Annotated in this window: 13 protein-coding genes, 1 tRNA gene and 1 pseudogene; 7 read left to right on the top strand and 8 right to left on the bottom strand. The window is 59.6% G+C overall.

Annotation, left to right across the window (positions count from 1 at the left end; translation table 11 throughout):
- The first annotated feature begins 373 nt into the window (after positions 1–373).
- Entirely contained in the window at positions 374–3,592 is a 3,219-nt protein-coding gene (uvrA, locus tag VH599_19360) for an excinuclease ABC subunit UvrA (GenBank protein HEY7350478.1), read from the top strand.
- Here uvrA and VH599_19355 read toward each other — a convergent pair.
- The 4 genes from VH599_19355 to dnaK form a co-directional block, all read right to left on the bottom strand.
- On the bottom strand, positions 3,570–3,932 hold the full coding sequence (locus VH599_19355; GenBank protein HEY7350477.1) for a MerR family transcriptional regulator: 363 nt from the start codon (positions 3,930–3,932) through the stop codon (positions 3,570–3,572). The genes uvrA and VH599_19355 overlap by 23 nt on opposite strands.
- Positions 3,933–4,021: 89 nt before the next feature.
- Entirely contained in the window at positions 4,022–5,050 is a 1,029-nt protein-coding gene (locus tag VH599_19350) for a J domain-containing protein (GenBank protein ID HEY7350476.1), read from the bottom strand.
- A 40-nt stretch (positions 5,051–5,090) separates the two neighbouring features.
- Positions 5,091–5,654: a nucleotide exchange factor GrpE gene (locus VH599_19345; protein ID HEY7350475.1), complete on the bottom strand. Its 564-nt coding sequence runs from the start codon at positions 5,652–5,654 to the stop codon at positions 5,091–5,093.
- A 14-nt stretch (positions 5,655–5,668) separates the two neighbouring features.
- Positions 5,669–7,498 (bottom strand): molecular chaperone DnaK, encoded by a 1,830-nt coding sequence (dnaK, locus tag VH599_19340; GenBank protein ID HEY7350474.1) that lies wholly within the window; start codon positions 7,496–7,498, stop codon positions 5,669–5,671.
- Between the two features lie 307 nt (positions 7,499–7,805).
- Between dnaK and VH599_19335 the strand changes: the two genes are divergently transcribed.
- Positions 7,806–8,696, top strand: coding sequence for a metallophosphoesterase family protein (locus VH599_19335; GenBank protein ID HEY7350473.1), 891 nt, complete (start codon positions 7,806–7,808; stop codon positions 8,694–8,696).
- Positions 8,697–8,703: 7 nt separating this feature from the next.
- On the opposite strand, the gene VH599_19330 is transcribed toward VH599_19335, so the two are convergent.
- Positions 8,704–9,588, bottom strand: a complete 885-nt coding sequence (locus VH599_19330) for a hypothetical protein (GenBank protein HEY7350472.1) — start codon at positions 9,586–9,588, stop codon at positions 8,704–8,706.
- A gap of 122 nt (positions 9,589–9,710) precedes the next feature.
- Here VH599_19330 and VH599_19325 point away from each other — a divergent pair.
- Positions 9,711–9,783, top strand: a tRNA-Lys gene (locus tag VH599_19325).
- On the opposite strand, the gene VH599_19320 is transcribed toward VH599_19325, so the two are convergent.
- On the bottom strand, positions 9,781–10,317 hold the full coding sequence (locus VH599_19320; protein ID HEY7350471.1) for a Fur family transcriptional regulator: 537 nt from the start codon (positions 10,315–10,317) through the stop codon (positions 9,781–9,783). The two genes, VH599_19325 and VH599_19320, sit on opposite strands and share 3 nt — an antisense overlap.
- Positions 10,318–10,592: 275 nt before the next feature.
- On the opposite strand from VH599_19320, the gene folE reads away from it, so the two are divergent.
- The 4 genes and pseudogenes from folE (at position 10,593) to VH599_19300 (ending at position 13,514) form a co-directional block, all read left to right on the top strand.
- Positions 10,593–11,321 (top strand): GTP cyclohydrolase I FolE, encoded by a 729-nt coding sequence (gene folE / locus VH599_19315; GenBank protein ID HEY7350470.1) that lies wholly within the window; start codon positions 10,593–10,595, stop codon positions 11,319–11,321.
- Between the two features lie 147 nt (positions 11,322–11,468).
- Positions 11,469–12,647, top strand: coding sequence for a redox-regulated ATPase YchF (gene ychF, locus VH599_19310; GenBank protein HEY7350469.1), 1,179 nt, complete (start codon positions 11,469–11,471; stop codon positions 12,645–12,647).
- Between the two features lie 392 nt (positions 12,648–13,039).
- The gene (locus VH599_19305; protein ID HEY7350468.1) at positions 13,040–13,348 is read left to right on the top strand and encodes a hypothetical protein; all 309 of its coding nucleotides are present in this window, start codon (positions 13,040–13,042) and stop codon (positions 13,346–13,348) included.
- A gap of 1 nt (position 13,349) precedes the next feature.
- Positions 13,350–13,514 (top strand): annotated as a pseudogene (locus VH599_19300) (carbon storage regulator).
- Positions 13,515–13,869: 355 nt separating this feature from the next.
- On the opposite strand, the gene VH599_19295 reads toward VH599_19300, so the two are convergent.
- Complete coding sequence (locus tag VH599_19295; protein ID HEY7350467.1) at positions 13,870–15,720, bottom strand: glycosyltransferase family 39 protein; 1,851 nt, start codon at positions 15,718–15,720, stop codon at positions 13,870–13,872.
- On the bottom strand, positions 15,717–17,378 hold the full coding sequence (locus VH599_19290) for a glycosyltransferase family 39 protein (GenBank protein HEY7350466.1): 1,662 nt from the start codon (positions 17,376–17,378) through the stop codon (positions 15,717–15,719). The genes VH599_19295 and VH599_19290 overlap by 4 nt, the downstream gene beginning before the upstream one ends.
- Positions 17,379–17,466: the final 88 nt, after the last annotated feature.

Below are 17,466 nucleotides of genomic sequence, written 5' to 3'. Positions count from 1 at the left end.
CCGTAGAAGCGGCGACGGCCTACTGGAACCAACATCGCCATCCCTTCTACTGGGGGCGTCGAAGGCGGCATCGACCCCACCGGCAACCGGGCGTAGCCTTGGTCCCGGTAATCTCATAGACTTGCCGGATGGACCACTAAGTTCGTTTAGAAGTGATGAAAAGACCGGTAGAAAAAGGAGAGGATATTATAGAGGATGGCTGTCACGACGAAGGCTCCGCTATAGAAAGCCGCTGCGAAGCGCAAACCCATCCAAAGCGCCGCGGCCTTTTTTCGATGATCCTATGCGACTTGACAGAGGTAGCACACCTGTTCTATAATGAGGGATGCGTTTTAAGGGGCGCGTAGCAGACAACAAAGCGAGGTACGCCGGAATGCCGCAAGAAAATATCATGGTGCGCGGGGCGCGCGAGCATAACTTGAAGAATATTGATGTGATGATTCCGCGCGATAAGTTGGTGGTGATTACAGGTCTTTCCGGCTCAGGCAAGAGCAGCCTGGCGTTTGATACGATCTTTGCTGAGGGGCAGCGGCGCTATCTTGAGTCGCTTTCGGCCTATGCCCGCAACTTTGTGGGCCAGATGGAAAAGCCAGATGTCGATCATATTGATGGCTTGTCTCCGGCCATCTCAATTGACCAGAAAAGCACCTCGCATAACCCGCGTTCAACCGTCGGCACCGTAACAGAGATTTATGATTATCTGCGCCTGCTCTATGCGCGGGCGGGGCATCCGCACTGCCCAAACTGTGGGCGCGAGGTCAGTCAGCAAACGCCTCAGCAGATGGTGGACGCCATTCTGGAACTGCCCGAAGGCACGCGGCTGATGCTGCTGGCCCCCCTGGTGCGCAGCCGCAAAGGCGAATATCGCCAGTTGTTCGAGGATTTGCGCAAGTCCGGCTATGTGCGCGTGCGCGTCAATGGGCAAATCCGGGATGTCAACGAAGAGATTGAACTGGACCGCTACAAACAGCATACCATCGAGGTTGTGGTTGATCGCCTGATCGTGCGCCACGCCTCCTCGGCTGAGCGCGACGAGGGCGGGGCGAGCGATGCCGCCGAAGAAGCCGCCGACGAGGAATCCAATCTGCGCTTTGTGGCCGAGCGCCGCAGCCTCTATGATGTGCGGGCGCTTGAAGCGATGGATGCGCCCGACGAGCCGGAGCAAGCGGCACCGGCGGCGCGCCGAACAGGAGCGAAGCGCGATGTGTCGTTCCGCCAGCGGGTAGCCGATTCGGTGGAGACGGCGCTCAAGCAGGGGAATGGGACGCTGCTGGTCTCGGTGATTGATGGCGAGGAGCGGCTGTACTCTGAGAAGTTCGCCTGCGTCTACTGCGGCATCAGCATTGATGAGATTGCGCCGCGTACCTTCAGCTTTAACAGCCCACATGGCGCCTGTCCCGAATGCACCGGCCTGGGTACCAAGCAGGAGATGGATGAGGAACTGGTCGTCACCAATCCGAATCTGAGTGTGGCCGAAGGGGCGATTCTCCCCTGGAGCAAGTTCGGCAGCACCAGCAACTGGTATTCTTCGCAGCTTGAGGCGATGGCGCAGCACTATGGTTTTCAACTGAATACGCCCTGGAAGAAGCTGGACCCCGAACACCGCAAGCTGATTCTACATGGCACAAGCGAAGAAGTGACCTTCACCTATGAGAATCGGCAGGGCCAGCGCCGTTCGCATCGGCGCGTTTTTGAGGGTGTCATGCCCAATCTGGAGCGGCGCTTCCGCGAATCGTCCTCAGAGTCAATGCGCGAAGAGATTAGCCAGTATATGTCTGACCGTCCCTGTCCAATCTGCAAGGGGGCGCGGCTGAAGCCTGCCGCGCTGGCGGTGACGGTGGGCGGCTATAGCGTGGTGGAAGTCTGCCAGCTACCGATCAATCAGGCGCTTCAGTTCTTTCTGGAACTGGAGGGCAGCGATCAGGAGGCGGCGCTCCGAGCCGCGCAAAGCAAATGGAGCGCCGGAGAAGAGAGCAGGAGCAATGGACATCGCGCCGGGGCCGCCGATGGCGCGGCCCCGCTGGGCCAGGAAAGCGAGCCAGGGCAGAACGGCGCGAACGGGAACGGCAAAGGGCTGCCAGCCCATCCAACGCCGTTATCCGAGCGCGAGCGCATCATCGGGCGGCAAATCCTGAAAGAGATCAAGGCACGGCTCGGCTTCCTGGTGGATGTGGGCCTGGATTACCTGACGCTCTGGCGTTCGGCTACGACCCTTTCTGGCGGCGAGGCGCAGCGTATTCGCCTGGCGACGCAGATCGGGTCAAGCCTGATGGGCGTCCTCTATATTCTCGATGAGCCGAGCATCGGCCTGCACCAGCGCGACAATGCCCGGCTGATTCGCACACTCATGCGTTTACGTGACCTGGGCAATACGCTGCTGGTGGTCGAGCATGATGAAGAGATGATGCGCTCAGCCGATTATATTATTGACATTGGCCCTGGCGCGGGCGAGCATGGCGGGCATGTGGTCGCGGCTGGACCCATCAAGACGATTATGGCGGCCCCTGATTCGATTACCGGCCAGTATCTTTCCGGCCAGAAGCAAATCGAAACCCCCCGCCAGCGGCGCGAGGGCAACGGCAAAGACCTGGTGATTCGTGGCGCGCGCGAGAATAATCTGCGGCGCATTGATGTGACGGTTCCGCTGGGCAAGTTTGTGGCGATTACCGGCGTCTCTGGCTCGGGCAAAAGCTCGTTGATTAACGAGATTTTGTACAAGCGTCTGGCCCAGCATATCTATCGCGCCCACGACAAGCCAGGAGCGCATGACGACATCGAAGGCATTGAACAGCTTGATAAGGTGATTAACATTGATCAGTCGCCGATTGGCCGGACACCGCGCTCCAATCCGGCAACCTATACCGGCGCGTTCACCTCGATTCGTGACATCTTCGCCCAGGTACCGGAGGCGCGCGCGCGTGGGTATCAGGCGGGCCGTTTTTCCTTTAACATCAAGGGCGGGCGCTGTGAGGCGTGCCAGGGCGGCGGCATCATCCAGATTGAAATGCAGTTTCTGCCTGATGTATACGTGGCCTGCGAGGTCTGCAAGGGGCGGCGCTATAACCGCGAGACGCTGGAGATTCACTACAAGGGCAAGACCATCTCGGAAGTGCTGGATATGACTGTCGAAGAGGCGCTGCGCTTCTTCGAGCATATCCCCTCGATCTATAACAAGATGGCAACTCTGAACGACGTGGGCCTGGGCTACATCCATCTAGGCCAGCCCGCCACCACGCTCTCTGGTGGCGAGGCGCAGCGTATCAAGCTGGCAACGGAACTGTCGCGGCGCGCGACGGGCCGCACGCTCTACATTCTAGATGAACCAACCACCGGCCTGCACTTTGCTGATGTCTCGCGGCTGCTGGATGTCTTGCAGCGGCTGGTTGATCTCGGCAATTCAGTCGTGGTCATCGAGCATAACCTGGATGTCATCAAGAACGCCGACTGGATTATAGACCTGGGGCCGGAGGGGGGCAACGGCGGCGGTCTGGTGATCGCCGAGGGGGCGCCAGAAGATGTGGCGCAGATGGGCCAATCTTTCACCGGCCAGTTCTTGACGCATGTGCTGGCTACCGTTGCAGGCGCTCGATAATTTGCTTGAGGCGGCGGGTCTCGCTCTCGTACTCCTGGCGCATGCGCCCTAGCTCGAAGTCCATCTCGGCCTGCATCTGCTCCATACGGTCACGCATATGCAGGATCGCTTCCACACCGGCCAGATTGACGCCAAGGTCTTGCATCAGCCGTCGAATGTGCAAAACGCGCTCTATATCCCGGTCAGAGAACAGACGTGGGCTATGCGGGCTGGAACCCTTGCGCGCAGGGGTAATCAGCCCTAAACGTTCATAGTGACGCAGGGTTTGTTCATGGACGTTTGCTTTCTGGGCGGCCACGCTAATGATATACCACGCGCCCTCGCCAGCTTTCTCTTCCATGTACAACCTTTCTTCGTTGCGCAGCCTGGTGTAACGTCATTTGGCCTTTTCGACATACTCCGGTACAATGGTCCCAGGGCTGGCGCGACCTAACTTCTGGCGCCTCGCCCGCGCGCCAGCTCGGCGAAAAGTTCTTTCTCGTGGGGCGTTAATCTGGTTGGCAGCATCACCCGCACGCGCGCGTAGAGGTTTCCCCGCAGGCCAGAGCGCAGGTTAGGCATACCCTTGCCGGTCAGGCGGAACTCCTGGCCGTTCTGAGTCTCTGGCGGGATCGTCAATAAAAGTCGTTTGCCATCCGGCGTCGCTACGGGAGCTTCACCACCAAGCATGGCGGTAGTCAGATCGACGGGGATTTCTGTCACCAGATCATCGCCCCTTCGCTCAAAGTTCGGGTCGGGGCGGATGCTAATCACCAGGAAGAGATCGCCACGCGGCCCGCCGCCAATGCCCGGCTGCCCTTCTCCGGCTACACGCACTCTGGAGCCGTTATCAACGCCTGGCGGAATGCGCACCTCGATATGCTTGGTGCGGGTAGTCTGGCCCTGGCCCTGGCAGGTCGGGCAGGTTTTGCCGTTGACTTCCCCAATGCCCAGGCACGTGCCACAGACTTCAGGCGATTGCACAACAAACTTGCGCGCGCCGCCGCTGTACGCTTCCTGTAAAGAGACCTCCACTGGCTGCTCGATGTTATCTCCCTGCCGTTGGCGAAGTTGATCGGCGGTTGTGGTGGTGGAGGTACGCCCGGTGCGCGAGCCAGCCCGCCCGAAAAGCGTCTCGAAAAAATCGGAGAAATGCGTCGGGTCCGTGTCAAAATCAAACGGGATACCCCCGCCCCGGCTCCCGCCCCGGCTGGTGCGCCCGAACGGTCCGGTTCCGGCAGGCGCGCCAAATTGCTCTTGCCAGTTGGGGCCAAGCGTATCGTATTTATGGCGCTTCTCAGGGTCAGAGAGGACTTCATACGCCTCGTTGATTTCTTTGAAGCGCATTTCAGCTTTTTTATCTCCAGGATTGACATCGGGATGGTGTCTGCGCGCCAGCTTGCGGAATGCTTTTTTAATCTCATCCTGGCTGGCTTTGCGCTCGACCCCAAGCACCTTATAATAGTCCTTGTACTCCATGTGAGCCTTCCTCAGCCCAAAGGTAAGCTGACCTGAGGGATTAGCCCTCGTTGCGGCTGGCGCTGACTTTGACACGGGCAGGACGGAGCATGTCCTCGCCCATCATATAGCCCTTCTGAATCTCCTCGACGACCATCCCTTCCGGCTGATCGCTGTCTTCAACGGTTTCTACCGCCTCGTGAATATGAGGGTCGAAACGCTGCCCGACGGTGGGTACAGGCGTCAGCCCTTCGGTGCGCAGGATTTCGTTTAGCTGCCACTGCACCATGCGCAGACCCTGTTGCAGACCCTCGCGGTTCATGGAATCCTGGTAATTCAGGGCGCGCTCCAGGTTATCCATCACGGCAACCACTTTCTCCAGCAGCTCTTTCTTATAGCGCTTCACCCGGTCTTCGCGCATACGCTCCTGGCGCTTGCGAAAGTTGTCCATCTCGGCAACCTGGCGAATATACTTATCCCAGTTATTCGCCGCTTCCTGCCGCGAGGTGTTGAGCGCGGTATCCATCTCGGCAACCTGGCTCTCCAATTGCGCCACGCGCTCCTGAAGTTCCTCTATGCCTGGCTGGTTTTCGGTTTCTTCTGCCTGAGTCTCTTGTTCTGCCATGATCTTTCCTCGAATTAGATTTCTCGAAATTCGCCATCAACAACATGATCCTGGCTCGGCCTCTGACGGCTGGCGCGTTCACCAGTCGGCTTGCCTGCTGGCATGTGACCGTTGCCTGTGCTGTAGATAGCCTCGCCCATCCGCTGGGCCGTCTTTTTCAAGTCCTTCGCCGCCTGGCGAATACTTTCAGACATGTTTCCTGCCTGCGTTGTACGCAAACGGGCAATCGCCTGCTCAACGTCGCTGTGTACGGCAGTCGGCAAACGATCACCCAACTCATGCAGGCTGCGCTCAACCTGGTAGATGAGCGTGTCGGCATAATTGCGTAGCTGCACGTCTTCGCGGCGGCGGCGGTCCTCCTGGGCATAGCGTTCAGCCTCGCGCACCAGCCGCTCTACCTCTTCTTTGCTCAGGTTCGTGCTGGCCGTCAGAGTGACGCGCTGCTCGTAACCAGTGGCGCGGTCACGCGCGGAGACGCTGACGATGCCATTCGCGTCAATATCAAAGGTAACTTCAATCTTGGGGACGCCGCGCGGCGCTGGGCGGATTCCTTCGAGATGGAAGCGGCCCAACGGCTTGTTGTCCTGCGCCAGATCGCGCTCGCCCTGCAAGACATGCACTTCAACCGAGGTCTGATTATCTTCAGCCGTCGAGAAGATTTCTGATTTGCGGGTGGGAATGGTGGTGTTGCGCTCGATAAGTTTGCGCATCACGCCGCCCTGCGTTTCCACCCCCAGGCTGAGGGGCGTCACATCCAGCAGCACCACGTCCTCCACCTCGCCGGTCAGCACTGCTGCCTGGATCGCCGCGCCCACCGCCACCACCTCATCGGGGTTGACGCCCTGATGGGGGTCTTTGCCGGTTAGCCTGCGCGCCAACTGGTGGATCGCTGGCATACGTGTCGCTCCACCCACCAGCACCACCTCATCAAGCTGCTGCGCGGTCAGCCTGGCGTCGGCCAGCGCGGCGCGGAAGGGGCCAGTTGTGCGATCAGTCAGATCGGCGGTGATCTCCTCAAATCTGGCGCGGCTGAGGGTCATTTCCAGGTGTTTGGGGCCGCTGGCATCAGCCGCAATAAAGGGCAGGTTAATGGTGGTCCGATAGACGGTTGAAAGCTCAATCTTGGCCTTTTCAGCCGCCTCCACTAAGCGTTGCAGCGCCTGCCGATCACGGCGCAGGTTAATACCCTGCTCTTTGAGAAATTCTTCCACCATCCAACCCACAATGCGCTGATCGTAGTCATCGCCGCCCAGGTGCGTGTCCCCGTTAGTGGATTTGACTTCGAAGACCCCATCACCAACTTCCAGAATGGAGACATCGAAGGTACCTCCGCCCAGATCCCAGACTAGAATGGTCTCGGTCTTTTTGTTTTCCAGGCCATAAGCCAGGCTGGCGGCAGTCGGCTCATTGAGGATGCGCAGCACCTCCAGGCCGGCGATTTTGCCAGCATCTTTGGTTGCCTGGCGCTGCGCGTCATTGAAATAAGCGGGTACGGTGATGACTGCTTTGGTGACAGGCTCACCCAGGTAGGTTTCCGCGTCGGCTTTGAGCTTTTGCAGGATCATTGCCGAGATTTCCTGGGGCGTATAGGGCCGCCCTCCTGCCCAGGCAACCTCACTTGTCCCCATCTTGCGTTTGATCGAACTGATCGTATGGTCGTGGTTCAGGACTGCCTGCCGCCGGGCGATCTGGCCTACCAGACGCTCGCCATCTTTGCTGAAAGCGACCACCGATGGCGTGGTGCGGCTGCCCTCGGCGTTAGGGATCACGACCGGCGTGTTGCCTTCCATGATCGCTACCACCGAGTTGGTCGTACCCAGGTCAATACCTACTACTTTTGGCATTCAGTTGTTTCCTGCACATGGGTTTTCTGGAAGAGTATCTATTGGGCGTCCAGCCTGGAAACAGGCTGGTAGAAGGAGCAGCTTCTAGTCTTCTAATGACGATAGTATACGATTTGAGTCACTTGTTGTCAATTTTTCCTGCTGCAAGTCCTATCACACCTCCTATCAAGCGTATGGGCGCACCACGAGGAGGGCTTCTTGCAGGGCGCTGTAAAAAGTTGGCTGGCCTTCCACCAGCCCTTGTGCTATGATACCTCTACCGCAAGTGGCTTTGGGTGTTTTGGAAGAGAGAGGGGCAGGTTTGCGCATGCGCTATGCGATTATCTCAGATATTCACGCCAATCAAGAAGCTCTGCAAGCCGTTCTCCAGGAATTGGCCCGCATTGTTCAGCGTTCTGGCCTGTCGTTCGATGGCCTGTGGTGCCTGGGCGATCTGGTGGGCTATGGCCCCGACCCTGCGGGCTGCGTTGATATAGTGCGCTCCCATACCGATGTGGTCATCGCGGGCAATCATGATCAGGCGGTCGCCGGGGTGCTTCCGGTAGAACGCTTCAATGACAGCGCCCAGGTCACTGCCGATTGGACCCGCGAGCGTCTCACCCAGCAGCATCTGCGCTATCTCGCCGGGCTGGCCGAGCGTTGGGTGATTGGCGCCTGCACGCTGGCGCATGGAAGTCCGCGCAATCCGGTTTGGGAATATCTGACCACAGAGGAGATCGCTACGTTGAGCTTCCCCTGTTTTTCCACCCCATTGTGTATCGTGGGCCATACCCATGTCCCCACCATTTTTCTGCAACGCGAAGAGCAAGCCCTCCCCGTTGGCAGCGCCGCCCAGCGGATAAGACGTGAGAGGCAGTCCAGTCGAAGTCCCCTGCCGGAAGATTTGCTTGGGCTGGAAACGCTGGAGCAGCTCGCGGCGGAGCAGGAAGCCTTGATCGAGGGATCGGTGGCCTCCTGTGAGATGTTTGCGCCCGGAGAGGGACAGTGGGTGCTTCCTCCTGGCTATCGAGCCATCGTGAATCCGGGCAGCGTGGGGCAGCCGCGTGACGGCGATCCCCGCGCGGCGTTCATGGTCTATGATACCGAGCGCGGCTGCGAGTTCTATCGCGTCGAATATCCGCTGGAGCAGACCCAGCGCAAAATCTGGCGTTCGGGGCTTCCGGCGCGCATGGCGCTGCGCTTGAGCTACGGCCTATAATCGAACGCTACGCCATTGGATGGGGCTGCTGGCCTTCAGGGAATCGCGGCGCTTGCGGCGTTCTGCGCGCCCCCGGCGCGTATTCTTGATACAACATATAGGCTCCGATCCCCAGCGCAACAATCGTGGCAACCAGCGCGAGCCAGAACCCCCACGAAACCCCATAAAGAGTCTGATTGAGATTGCCTCCCGCGAGGGCATTGATGGCTCCCTGGAATGAGTTGATCTGGGCCAGAAAAAGCAGTTCTAACACCAGGGCAAGTAGGGAAAGACCAGTAATCAGCATCGCCGCCAGCCGCACGCCTATCCGGTACAGCCGCAACAGCGCAGCAGTCGCTATCAGCGCCAGAGCGCAGAGCAGCACCAACCACAGGTGCGGAAAAAGCGTGAACTGCACTGTGCCGCCCAGGAGAGGTATCCCAACCGCAGTTGACCACCCTGAATGAGAAACGGTGGGGAAATTGCTGGTGATCTGCGTGGTAGAAGCTCTGATGTCGGGTGTAAAGGACCAGGGCAGGAAAAAGAAGATCACCAGCAGCGCCCCTGCGATTCCTGCCGCCTGTCCTAGCTGCGCCAGATCGCCCCAGATCTTCTGTGACCCCAGCAACGTGGCGGCTCCTGCCGCGCCAGCAGGAACTGCTGCTGGCTGCGTTTGCTGGGGATACCCCTGTGGGGCAGGCGGATAACTGCCTGGCTGAGCGGGTGGATAGCCTTCCTGCTGAGGGGGGGGATACCCTGGCGGCTGGGGAGGCGGAACATTTTGTGGTGGGCGCGGGCGCTGCCGGGTTGGCGTCTCATCTGTTGGATAGTCAGCACGGTTTGTTGGAGGTTCGTCGGGATAGAAGGCGCCTTCCTGCGCCGAGGGGTCATTGGGAGTAGGATTGTATGCCATGAGCGCACCTCCTGGTGAACATGGGGCCACTGCGTATATCAGCTGACATGTGGTGACAGCGGCAAGTCATGTGCCAGGGATGTTTGTTGATTTGCGGACTGTGATATAATAGAGGATGGCGTGGGGGCATAGCTCAGTCGGCAGAGCACTCGCCTTTTAAGCGAGGTGTCCCGGGTTCGAGTCCCGGTGCCCCTACCCTTTTTTTGCCCCTGAGCCTTTCCCTACGCTCTGCGCCTGTGATTGGCATTCGCCACAATAGCCGGTGGCGATCAAATCCAGCGAAAGCGGGGTGAAATGATAGTGCTGCTCAAGCCGCTCGCGCAAGCCTGCCAGCAGGTCATCATCGGCGTGGAGGACGCCGCCACAGCCGCGACAGAGCAGGTGATGATGCGTGCCGCTGTCGGCTGATTCATAAAAGCGATGGTCGCCCAACAGATGGACCTCGCGCACCAATCCCAGCGTCTTCAAGCGTTCCAGAGTGCGATAGACCGTTGAGAGGCTGACAAACGGATAGCGTTCTTGCACGCGCTGGCAGATAATCTCTGCGCTCAGATGCTCCTGGGCCTGCTCAATCACGTTCAGGATCATTTGACGCTGGGGAGTCAGGCGCAGCCCCTTCGGGAAGGGGCGCTTGGCCTCGCCTGGCTCGGCCATTCTCGCTCCCGTTGGTCGCTCGCGCGTCCCTCCCTGGCGGCGGAGCGTTTCGTTGCTTGTGGTGGAATGCGGCATAGCCCCTGACGAACCTCGATTTTGGCCTGTAGAATGAGATGTTTGTCTGAAGGAGACGCTCTTGCCGCATTATAACGCACTTTCGACGCGCTGCCGAAGCGCGGGGCAACACATCTATAGTTGAGAAGAATAGTTAACTTTTGCTACAATATCTTGCAACCCTGGAATGCCGTAGCAGAAAGTCGTATGATCTTTCAGGTTATGAGAAAACCAGCGCGAAAAGGATAGGTGGCTGGGAGGATGGATTTCTTGAAGAGAAAAGGCGAAAAGTGTTTATGAGCAAAGAGGTATCGCGGCGCAGCAAAAAGCGCCAGTCCCCCGATCAGTGGTCAATGCTGAGCGCATCAGCGGAATTGGAGGCTGTGCCAGAAACACATGAAGCAGCCCTGAGCAATGGGCGTGTACATGAGAACGCGCCTGGCGTCAGGGATCACGAGCCATCCGTTGATGCAGAGGCGATCAAGACGGCTGTCGTGATGATGCTCAAAGCGATTGGCGAAGACCCCACCCGCGAGGGCTTGCGCGATACGCCGCGACGTATCGCGGAGATGTACGCTGAACTCTTTGCGGGATTGAAGCACGATCCAGCGGAAGTCTTGCAGGTAAGCTTTGACGAGGGCCATTCCGAGATGGTTATCGTCAAAGACATTCCTTTCTATACCGTCTGTGAACACCATTTCTTGCCGTTTCATGGCGTAGCCCACGTCGGCTATATCCCGCGCGGGCGCGTGGTGGGCATCAGCAAACTGGCGCGCGCGGTAGAGATTCTGGCTCGCCGCCCGCAGCTTCAGGAGCGCCTGACCTCGCAGATCGCTGATACGGTGATGACGACGCTGGAGCCAAACGGAGTGGGTGTGGTGCTGGAAGGCGATCATCTCTGCATGCAAATGCGCGGCGTGAAAAAGCCAGGGAGCAAAGTGGTGACAAGCGCGATGCGCGGCGTCTTCAAGAACGTGGCGACCCGCGCCGAGTTTATGGCGCTGATCCGCGAGCATGCCCACTAGCCCATTCCCTGGATACGCGCCCCGCAGAAACTCCAGCGCCTGTGGGAACCAGACAGAAATACTGCGCTCTGTGCTATAATGCCCCTGCTTTTCGAGAGAGGACAAAAGCAGCGCGCTCAGCAATCATAAAAGAAAGAGCAGGCGCCTATGGCCCTGACAGTTGGTATTATTGGCCTGCCCCAATCGGGCAAGACCTCCCTCTTTAACGCCCTGACCAGAGCAGGCGCGCAGGTGAGTGGGTATCCCACCAGTACGGTGCAGGCGAATATGGCCGTAGTCCAGGTACCCGATGAACGCCTGGGGGTGCTGGCCGAGATCTTTCAGCCCAAGAAGGTGACGCATACGACGGTGGAGTTTGTTGATGTGGCCGGAATTGGGCAGGCCAGCGAGGTGGACAGGCGCGAAGGCTTAAGCGCCGAGTTCCTGGGGCATCTGCGCAACGCGGATGCGCTGGCCGTCGTCGTGCGCTGTTTTGATAGCCCACAATCGCCGCATCCTCTAGGCGGCGTAGACGCCGGGCGCGATCTGGCCGAACTGGATACCGAACTGGCGCTGACCGATCTGGCCGCGCTGGAGCGGCGCATCGAGCGCACCACCAAGGCGGCAAAATCGGGCGAGAAAAAATATCAGGTGGAGTTAGAGGCGCTGCGCCAGCTACAAACGGCGCTCAATGAAGGCACGATGGCGCGCGCCGTGACGCTGGCGTCGCAAGATGAGAGCCTGATACGCGAGTTGTTTCTGCTGACCATGAAACCTCAGCTCTATATCGCCAATGTGGGCGAAGAAACGCTGGGAGCTGCCGCTGATCTGCTGGCCGCGATTGCGGATGGGGAGATCGATGCCGAGGAAGCCGCGCGCCAGCACAGCGATGATTTGCGCTCGGTAGCGCAGGTAGGCGCGCGCGCGAAAGCCGAGGGGGCGCAGGCAGTGGCGGTCTCGGCACGTCTGGAGGCCGAATTGAGCGAACTGAGCGATGAGGAAGCGGCAGAATATCTGGAGGCGCTGGGGCTGCCAAAACTGGGCGCTGATCGCGTCATCCAGGCGGGCTATCGGCTGCTGAATCTGCTCTCGTTTTTGACGGCGGGCGAGCCGGAGGTGCGCGCCTGGACGATTACGCGCGGCACGAAAGCCCCCCAGGCGGCGGGTAAGATTCACTCTGACATTGAGCGCGGTTTTATTCGCGCCGAAGTGGTGCGCTATGGCGATCTGGTCGCGTGCGGGTCGTTTGCTGCCGCCCGCGAAAAGGGTTTGCTGCGCCTGGAAGGTAAAGAATATATCGTGCAGGATGGCGATGTCATCTATTTCCGGTTCAACGTATCCAAATGACGGCATCATTTTCCGACACCCCCTGTTGACAGGAAAACGAAAGGGAGTTACTATCTACATAATCCTTTCCGCTTGAATGTCAAAACAAACAATTGAAGAGCGGCGCAAAAATCTCAGCGCCCGGTGAAATAGACCAAGATAACGCAAAGTGGTAGCGGCAATCGGAGCGGGCATAAGGGGCTGCCAGGGGCGCTGACTATGCAGGGAGCGCAGGCTATCGAGAAAGGTAGTCTGCGCGTCTTCTTACCTGAGAGGCGCTCTAAGGAAAGCATCAGTTGACATGGAGGACGAGTCTGGTTGGTTGTGACTAAACCGGCGCGCCAGAGGTTTCTACTAGTAGAGAGGAGGAGGGGTGAAAAGTGCCAGGCCGCTGAGATTGCAGGCGGCCCGGCTTGCCTGTCAGTGCAAAGGCCATCCTGATCAGGCTGATGTGGATAGAAGTAAAAAAAGGGTTGAGTGTTGTTGGGAATGGATTTGTAATGTGCGATTGCGCACCGGTGGTGGGGTATCTGGCATATCTGTTGCGGTTTCTGATGCTGGTAGGGCCGGTGTTGAAGCTGCCTGAGAAAAAGCTGGATAGAGAACCCAGTGGCGGGCGTGCCGTCTCCAGATGGAGAGAATATATGCTGTACGTGATGGATCATTCAGTCCTGCCGACAATTGAAGGCTCGGCAGCAGGCGCCAGAGAAGGGAGCGTGTAGGATGCTCGTATTGCGTCGTAAAGTAGGCGAAGCGATTGTCCTGAATGGGGTGATTACCGTCTATGTGCTGGCAGTTGAGGGCGAGCGGGTGAAGCTGGGTATCAATGCGCCGCCCGATGTCGTGATTGTGCGCCAGGAGTTGCTCGATGCCGTTTCCCAGGAGAATCGCGCGGCGCGCAAGCTGGGTCAGGGCGGTGAAGGTGAGGGTGAGGCGGGCGGTGGTAAATCCGGCCAGGAACCTTCGACGGAAGGGGTCACTGGACGCCGTGACTTGCGGGCCATGCTGAACCGTGCCCTCTCGACGCCGGATGGCACGCTCCCTCCTCGCAATGGGTACTCAGCAGAGCAATCAACAGATAACCCGCGCACCCAGGGCCGCCAGCAGATTACCCTGGCTCAGCAGAGCCAATCCGAGGAGCCTGAAGAGAAAGCGCCCGACGAAGGAGAGCAAAAGCGCACCTGAAGTGTTGCGCTGTTCATAGAAGGCGAGCCTGAGCCGTATGCAGCAGCGTCGCTGCGTCTCAGGCAGTGTTTCTGCGCTCATTCAGAGGTGGCATTGCCAGGCGTGCTTCGGGGGCGCTGGCTGGTTCGGCCCCCTCTGTCTCCTGGCGAGCAGAGGAAGATGGGAAGCTGCCGCGCTGGCTGGCGATGATGCGGTAGAGATGGGCAGTGGGCGTTGACCAGAGCAGCCGAAGGCGCGGCGAGCGTTCAGCGCCGCTCCAGAGCGCGTCCTGTGCCTGGCTGTGCAGAGGTTCCAGCAGAAGGTACGAAGCGCCATAGCGGTCGGCGGCCTGAAGGATAACGGCCATACCCTGGTCAGGAAGAACGATGGCGTTCTGGCCGGTAGCAAAATAATAATCAGGTGGATCAGAAACCATCACGACGGGCAAAGCGCCTTGCAAGGCGCTTTGCCCGCTCTTCATGCCAGCACCCGCGCCAGAGACGCTGCTGGCGTCACGAGCGATGATCTTGCCAGCCTGCTGATAGGTATGATAGGTGGTGTCCCAGGTCCAGGCGTTAGAAAGAACGATGAAGATAGAAAGCACCACCGAAAGCAAAATCATAGCAGCCAGATAGACGCGGCGGCGTCCTGCCGCTCGCTGTCGGGCGAAAGGGCCAGGCCGCAGGCGGGCCAGCCAATCAATGGTCGTATCCAGGCCCAGGATAGCGCCCAGGCTGAGAAATGGCAGCAAGGGAACAAAAGAATGCAGCAGGGTGCCTCGCAGGCTGGGGAACGTGAAGACCAGCGAGAGGCCCAGGTAGAGCAAGAGCAGATACAGCAGAAACGGCAGGGCTTGCAGCGAGCGCCGCAGACGCCAGAGGCCAATAGCCACGAAGGGCGCAGGAGCGAACTCCAGAATCGCCAGGATGGCGAAGGCGTTCTGGCCCAGTGCCTGAATCTTCGAGAGCAGGATGTTGTCCCACCCCCAGGCCAGATAGCTCTGGAAAGACACGTCTTTCCCATAGCTGAAGAAGTCGTTATAGGTCGTGAGCCAGATCGTCTCGGCCCCTCCGGGTGGCAGAATGGCTCCGGCGACGATCAGGTTGCGCAGGAACCAGGGCGCCATAATCAGCAGGTAGAGGGCCAGCAGCGCCGCCAGGGAAGACCAGGGGAGCGCCGCCGGTAGCGTTTCTTTCTGTCGGAGACCCTGGCGGGCCACCCGCCAGGCGCGATAGCGCGTCGCGGCGAAGAGGAGCAGGGCGATTACCAGCAGCAGCGGAGCGTCGGGCCGCGCCAGGTGCGCCAGACCAATCCAGAGGCCAGCCAGAGCGAAGCGGCGTGGGCGGCCCTGTGCGCCCTGCCCTAAAAAGAGCAGCGCCAGCCCTGCCGTCCACGCATAGAGGCCGAAATTGTCGCTGAAGACGAAATAGAGCGGGTAATAGAAGCCAGCGCACAGGGTAAGCAGCGCCGCGCCGATGGCATAGCGGCGGCTGTGAAAGTAATCCCAGCCGATCCAATAGGCCAGCAAGGGCAGCGACCCGCTCAGCAGCACGCTGGGAATCTGGGCGACATGCCAGGAAACCCCAAACAGCAGAAAGAAAGGGACGATTATCAACGAGGCCAGCGGCATCCAGTAGAGATTGCTGGGATGGACCACATTCGCTGCCGGGGTGAGGTAGACCAGGATAAAATCCTCGCGGAAGCCATGCCCGACAGCGATATTTTTCGCTACATCGTAATAATAAGCGGCGTCAATATACCCTGGCTGATCGAAGAGCGCCGCTGTGAGCGCGCGCAGCAGCAGCCCCAGCGCGAGCAAAATCAGACAATCGCGGCGGCGCTGCTGCGCTGTAACTGGCTGCATCACCACAGGCTTTTCTGCCAGCGCCGCCTCGCTCTGACTATGCTCTGCCAACCGCTCTTTGCTCATTGCGCCGCCCCTTGTTCGTAGATGGTATATTCGCCCACGTGATAGACAGCAGGCCAGCTTTCGACCAGCGTGAGCAGCGGTTTCACCTGGGGCGCTTGATCGGGCGCAGCCAGGGCGCGCCAGAAATTATCCACAATAGCAAAGCGCGCGGCAGCGGCTGAAGGGTCGAAGGCAAAGCGATCCGTTCCCAGGCCCGCTGGATAAAAGGCGATGCCCTGGCCGCTGTAGGCGACGCTTTGCAGTGGCTCCGTCGCCAGAATACCTGTTTCGTGGCCGCTGCTGTCTTCTGGATCATCGAGCAGCCAGGCAACCTGTGGCGAACAAAGCACCACATCGCCCGCCTGGGCGTGCGCCAGGATATAGCTGGCGGCGCGCTGAGCGTCGTCGGGATGATTCGCAAGGCTGGTGTCAATGCGGGTATGCAAGCCGTTGGCGACGCCCACCGCGTCGGCGGCAATCGTAATGCCCAGCGGTGAGATCAGCGCCAGAAACAGGATCAGGGCTACGCTGAAGCGTTTCAGCTTTGCCAGCCAGCGTGGGCCAGGAGATACCCTGGCAAGCAGCGTGTCCCACCAGCCATTCAGCCAGGAATAAAGCGTCGTAATCCCTCGATCAATGGCGAGGCCCGCCCCCAGGCCAATCCAGGGGAGCAGCGGAACGCCGCTGTGGAAATAGGGGTTGAGGTCACGGACCTTGAGCACGGCGATCAACATCAGCGCCAGCGCCGCGAAGATCAGGCCGCGCAGCCGGGCATCGCGGACCAGCCAGAGGCCGATCAGGCCAAGGATGACCCAGGCATCCAGCGAGAGCAGATGCTGAAAGTTGATGATGATATTGAGCGCCTGCACAATCGGGCTGCCGCCTCCGGCGCGTGCGGCGGTGGCAGCCAGATCGCTCAGGAACGTTGCGGGCGTCGCCGCCAGCAGACTCAGCGTGGTCAACAGGGGTATGCCCAGGCCGATGCCCGCCGCCGTGAAAATATGGCGCGGACGCACACGCCAGGCGACCAGGATGGTGAGCAGCGGCAGAAACGCGCCCTCGTAATCGCTGAGGATTGCCAGCGCCCCCAGCGCCGAAGCGAGCAGCAGCCAGCGCCGGGAGCGTGTCTCCAGGTAGCGCCAGCAGGCGTAGATGCCCAGGAACGCCAGCAGCATCAACTGGCTGTAGGTATAGCCCCAGCGGGTATTCTCCAGGGCCAGCGGGGCAATCGTAAACGCCAGCGCGCCCCAGAGCGCCGGGCCAGGGCCAAACATGCGCCGCCCCAGGATCAGCAGAAACAGGGTCGTCAGCACGCTGTAAAAGACGGCCAGCGCGCGCAGCGTCAGCATGCTGTAGCCAAAGAGGCGGATAGCGACGGCCAGCGCCAGGTAAAAAAGCGGTGGATGCTGCACAAATGCGGAGGTTAATGCGAACATGCGCAGACGGCCATGCAGCAGATTCCAGGCAATATCGAGGTTGTAGCCCTCGTCACCATCCCAGCCGGGCGTCTGGGCCAGGTGGATGACATGCAGCGCGATGGAAAGCAGGAGAACAGCGGCAGCCGCGCCGACTAACCCCCAGCGTTGGAGGCGCTGTTTCTTGCGCGCCGCCGCTTCTTGATCGGTTGTTCCTTGATCGTGTTGTCCGGCTTCGGCCAGTTGAAGAGCCTGCTCGTTCACATCCACGTTCCCAATTCGGCGCATCCCAAAGACAAGAGGATGCCTTAAGAAAACATCGTGGACCAGTATAGCGGAAATGCGGAATAAC

It is taken from the genome of Ktedonobacterales bacterium, assembly GCA_036557285.1.
GTDB lineage: Bacteria > Chloroflexota > Ktedonobacteria > Ktedonobacterales > DATBGS01 > DATBHW01.
The sequence above is the reverse complement of the archived record's forward strand: the minus strand, read 5'-3'. Positions and strand labels throughout refer to the sequence as shown.

Coding starts and splice junctions, on each gene's coding strand:
- uvrA (HEY7350478.1), top strand. CDS start 374: ATGCCGCAAGAAAATATCATGGTGCGCGGGGCGCGCGAGCATAACTTG.
- VH599_19355 (HEY7350477.1), bottom strand. CDS start 3,932: ATGGAAGAGAAAGCTGGCGAGGGCGCGTGGTATATCATTAGCGTGGCC.
- VH599_19350 (HEY7350476.1), bottom strand. CDS start 5,050: ATGGAGTACAAGGACTATTATAAGGTGCTTGGGGTCGAGCGCAAAGCC.
- VH599_19345 (HEY7350475.1), bottom strand. CDS start 5,654: ATGGCAGAACAAGAGACTCAGGCAGAAGAAACCGAAAACCAGCCAGGC.
- dnaK (HEY7350474.1), bottom strand. CDS start 7,498: ATGCCAAAAGTAGTAGGTATTGACCTGGGTACGACCAACTCGGTGGTA.
- VH599_19335 (HEY7350473.1), top strand. CDS start 7,806: ATGCGCTATGCGATTATCTCAGATATTCACGCCAATCAAGAAGCTCTG.
- VH599_19330 (HEY7350472.1), bottom strand. CDS start 9,588: ATGGCATACAATCCTACTCCCAATGACCCCTCGGCGCAGGAAGGCGCC.
- VH599_19320 (HEY7350471.1), bottom strand. CDS start 10,317: ATGCCGCATTCCACCACAAGCAACGAAACGCTCCGCCGCCAGGGAGGG.
- folE (HEY7350470.1), top strand. CDS start 10,593: ATGAGCAAAGAGGTATCGCGGCGCAGCAAAAAGCGCCAGTCCCCCGAT.
- ychF (HEY7350469.1), top strand. CDS start 11,469: ATGGCCCTGACAGTTGGTATTATTGGCCTGCCCCAATCGGGCAAGACC.
- VH599_19295 (HEY7350467.1), bottom strand. CDS start 15,720: ATGAGCAAAGAGCGGTTGGCAGAGCATAGTCAGAGCGAGGCGGCGCTG.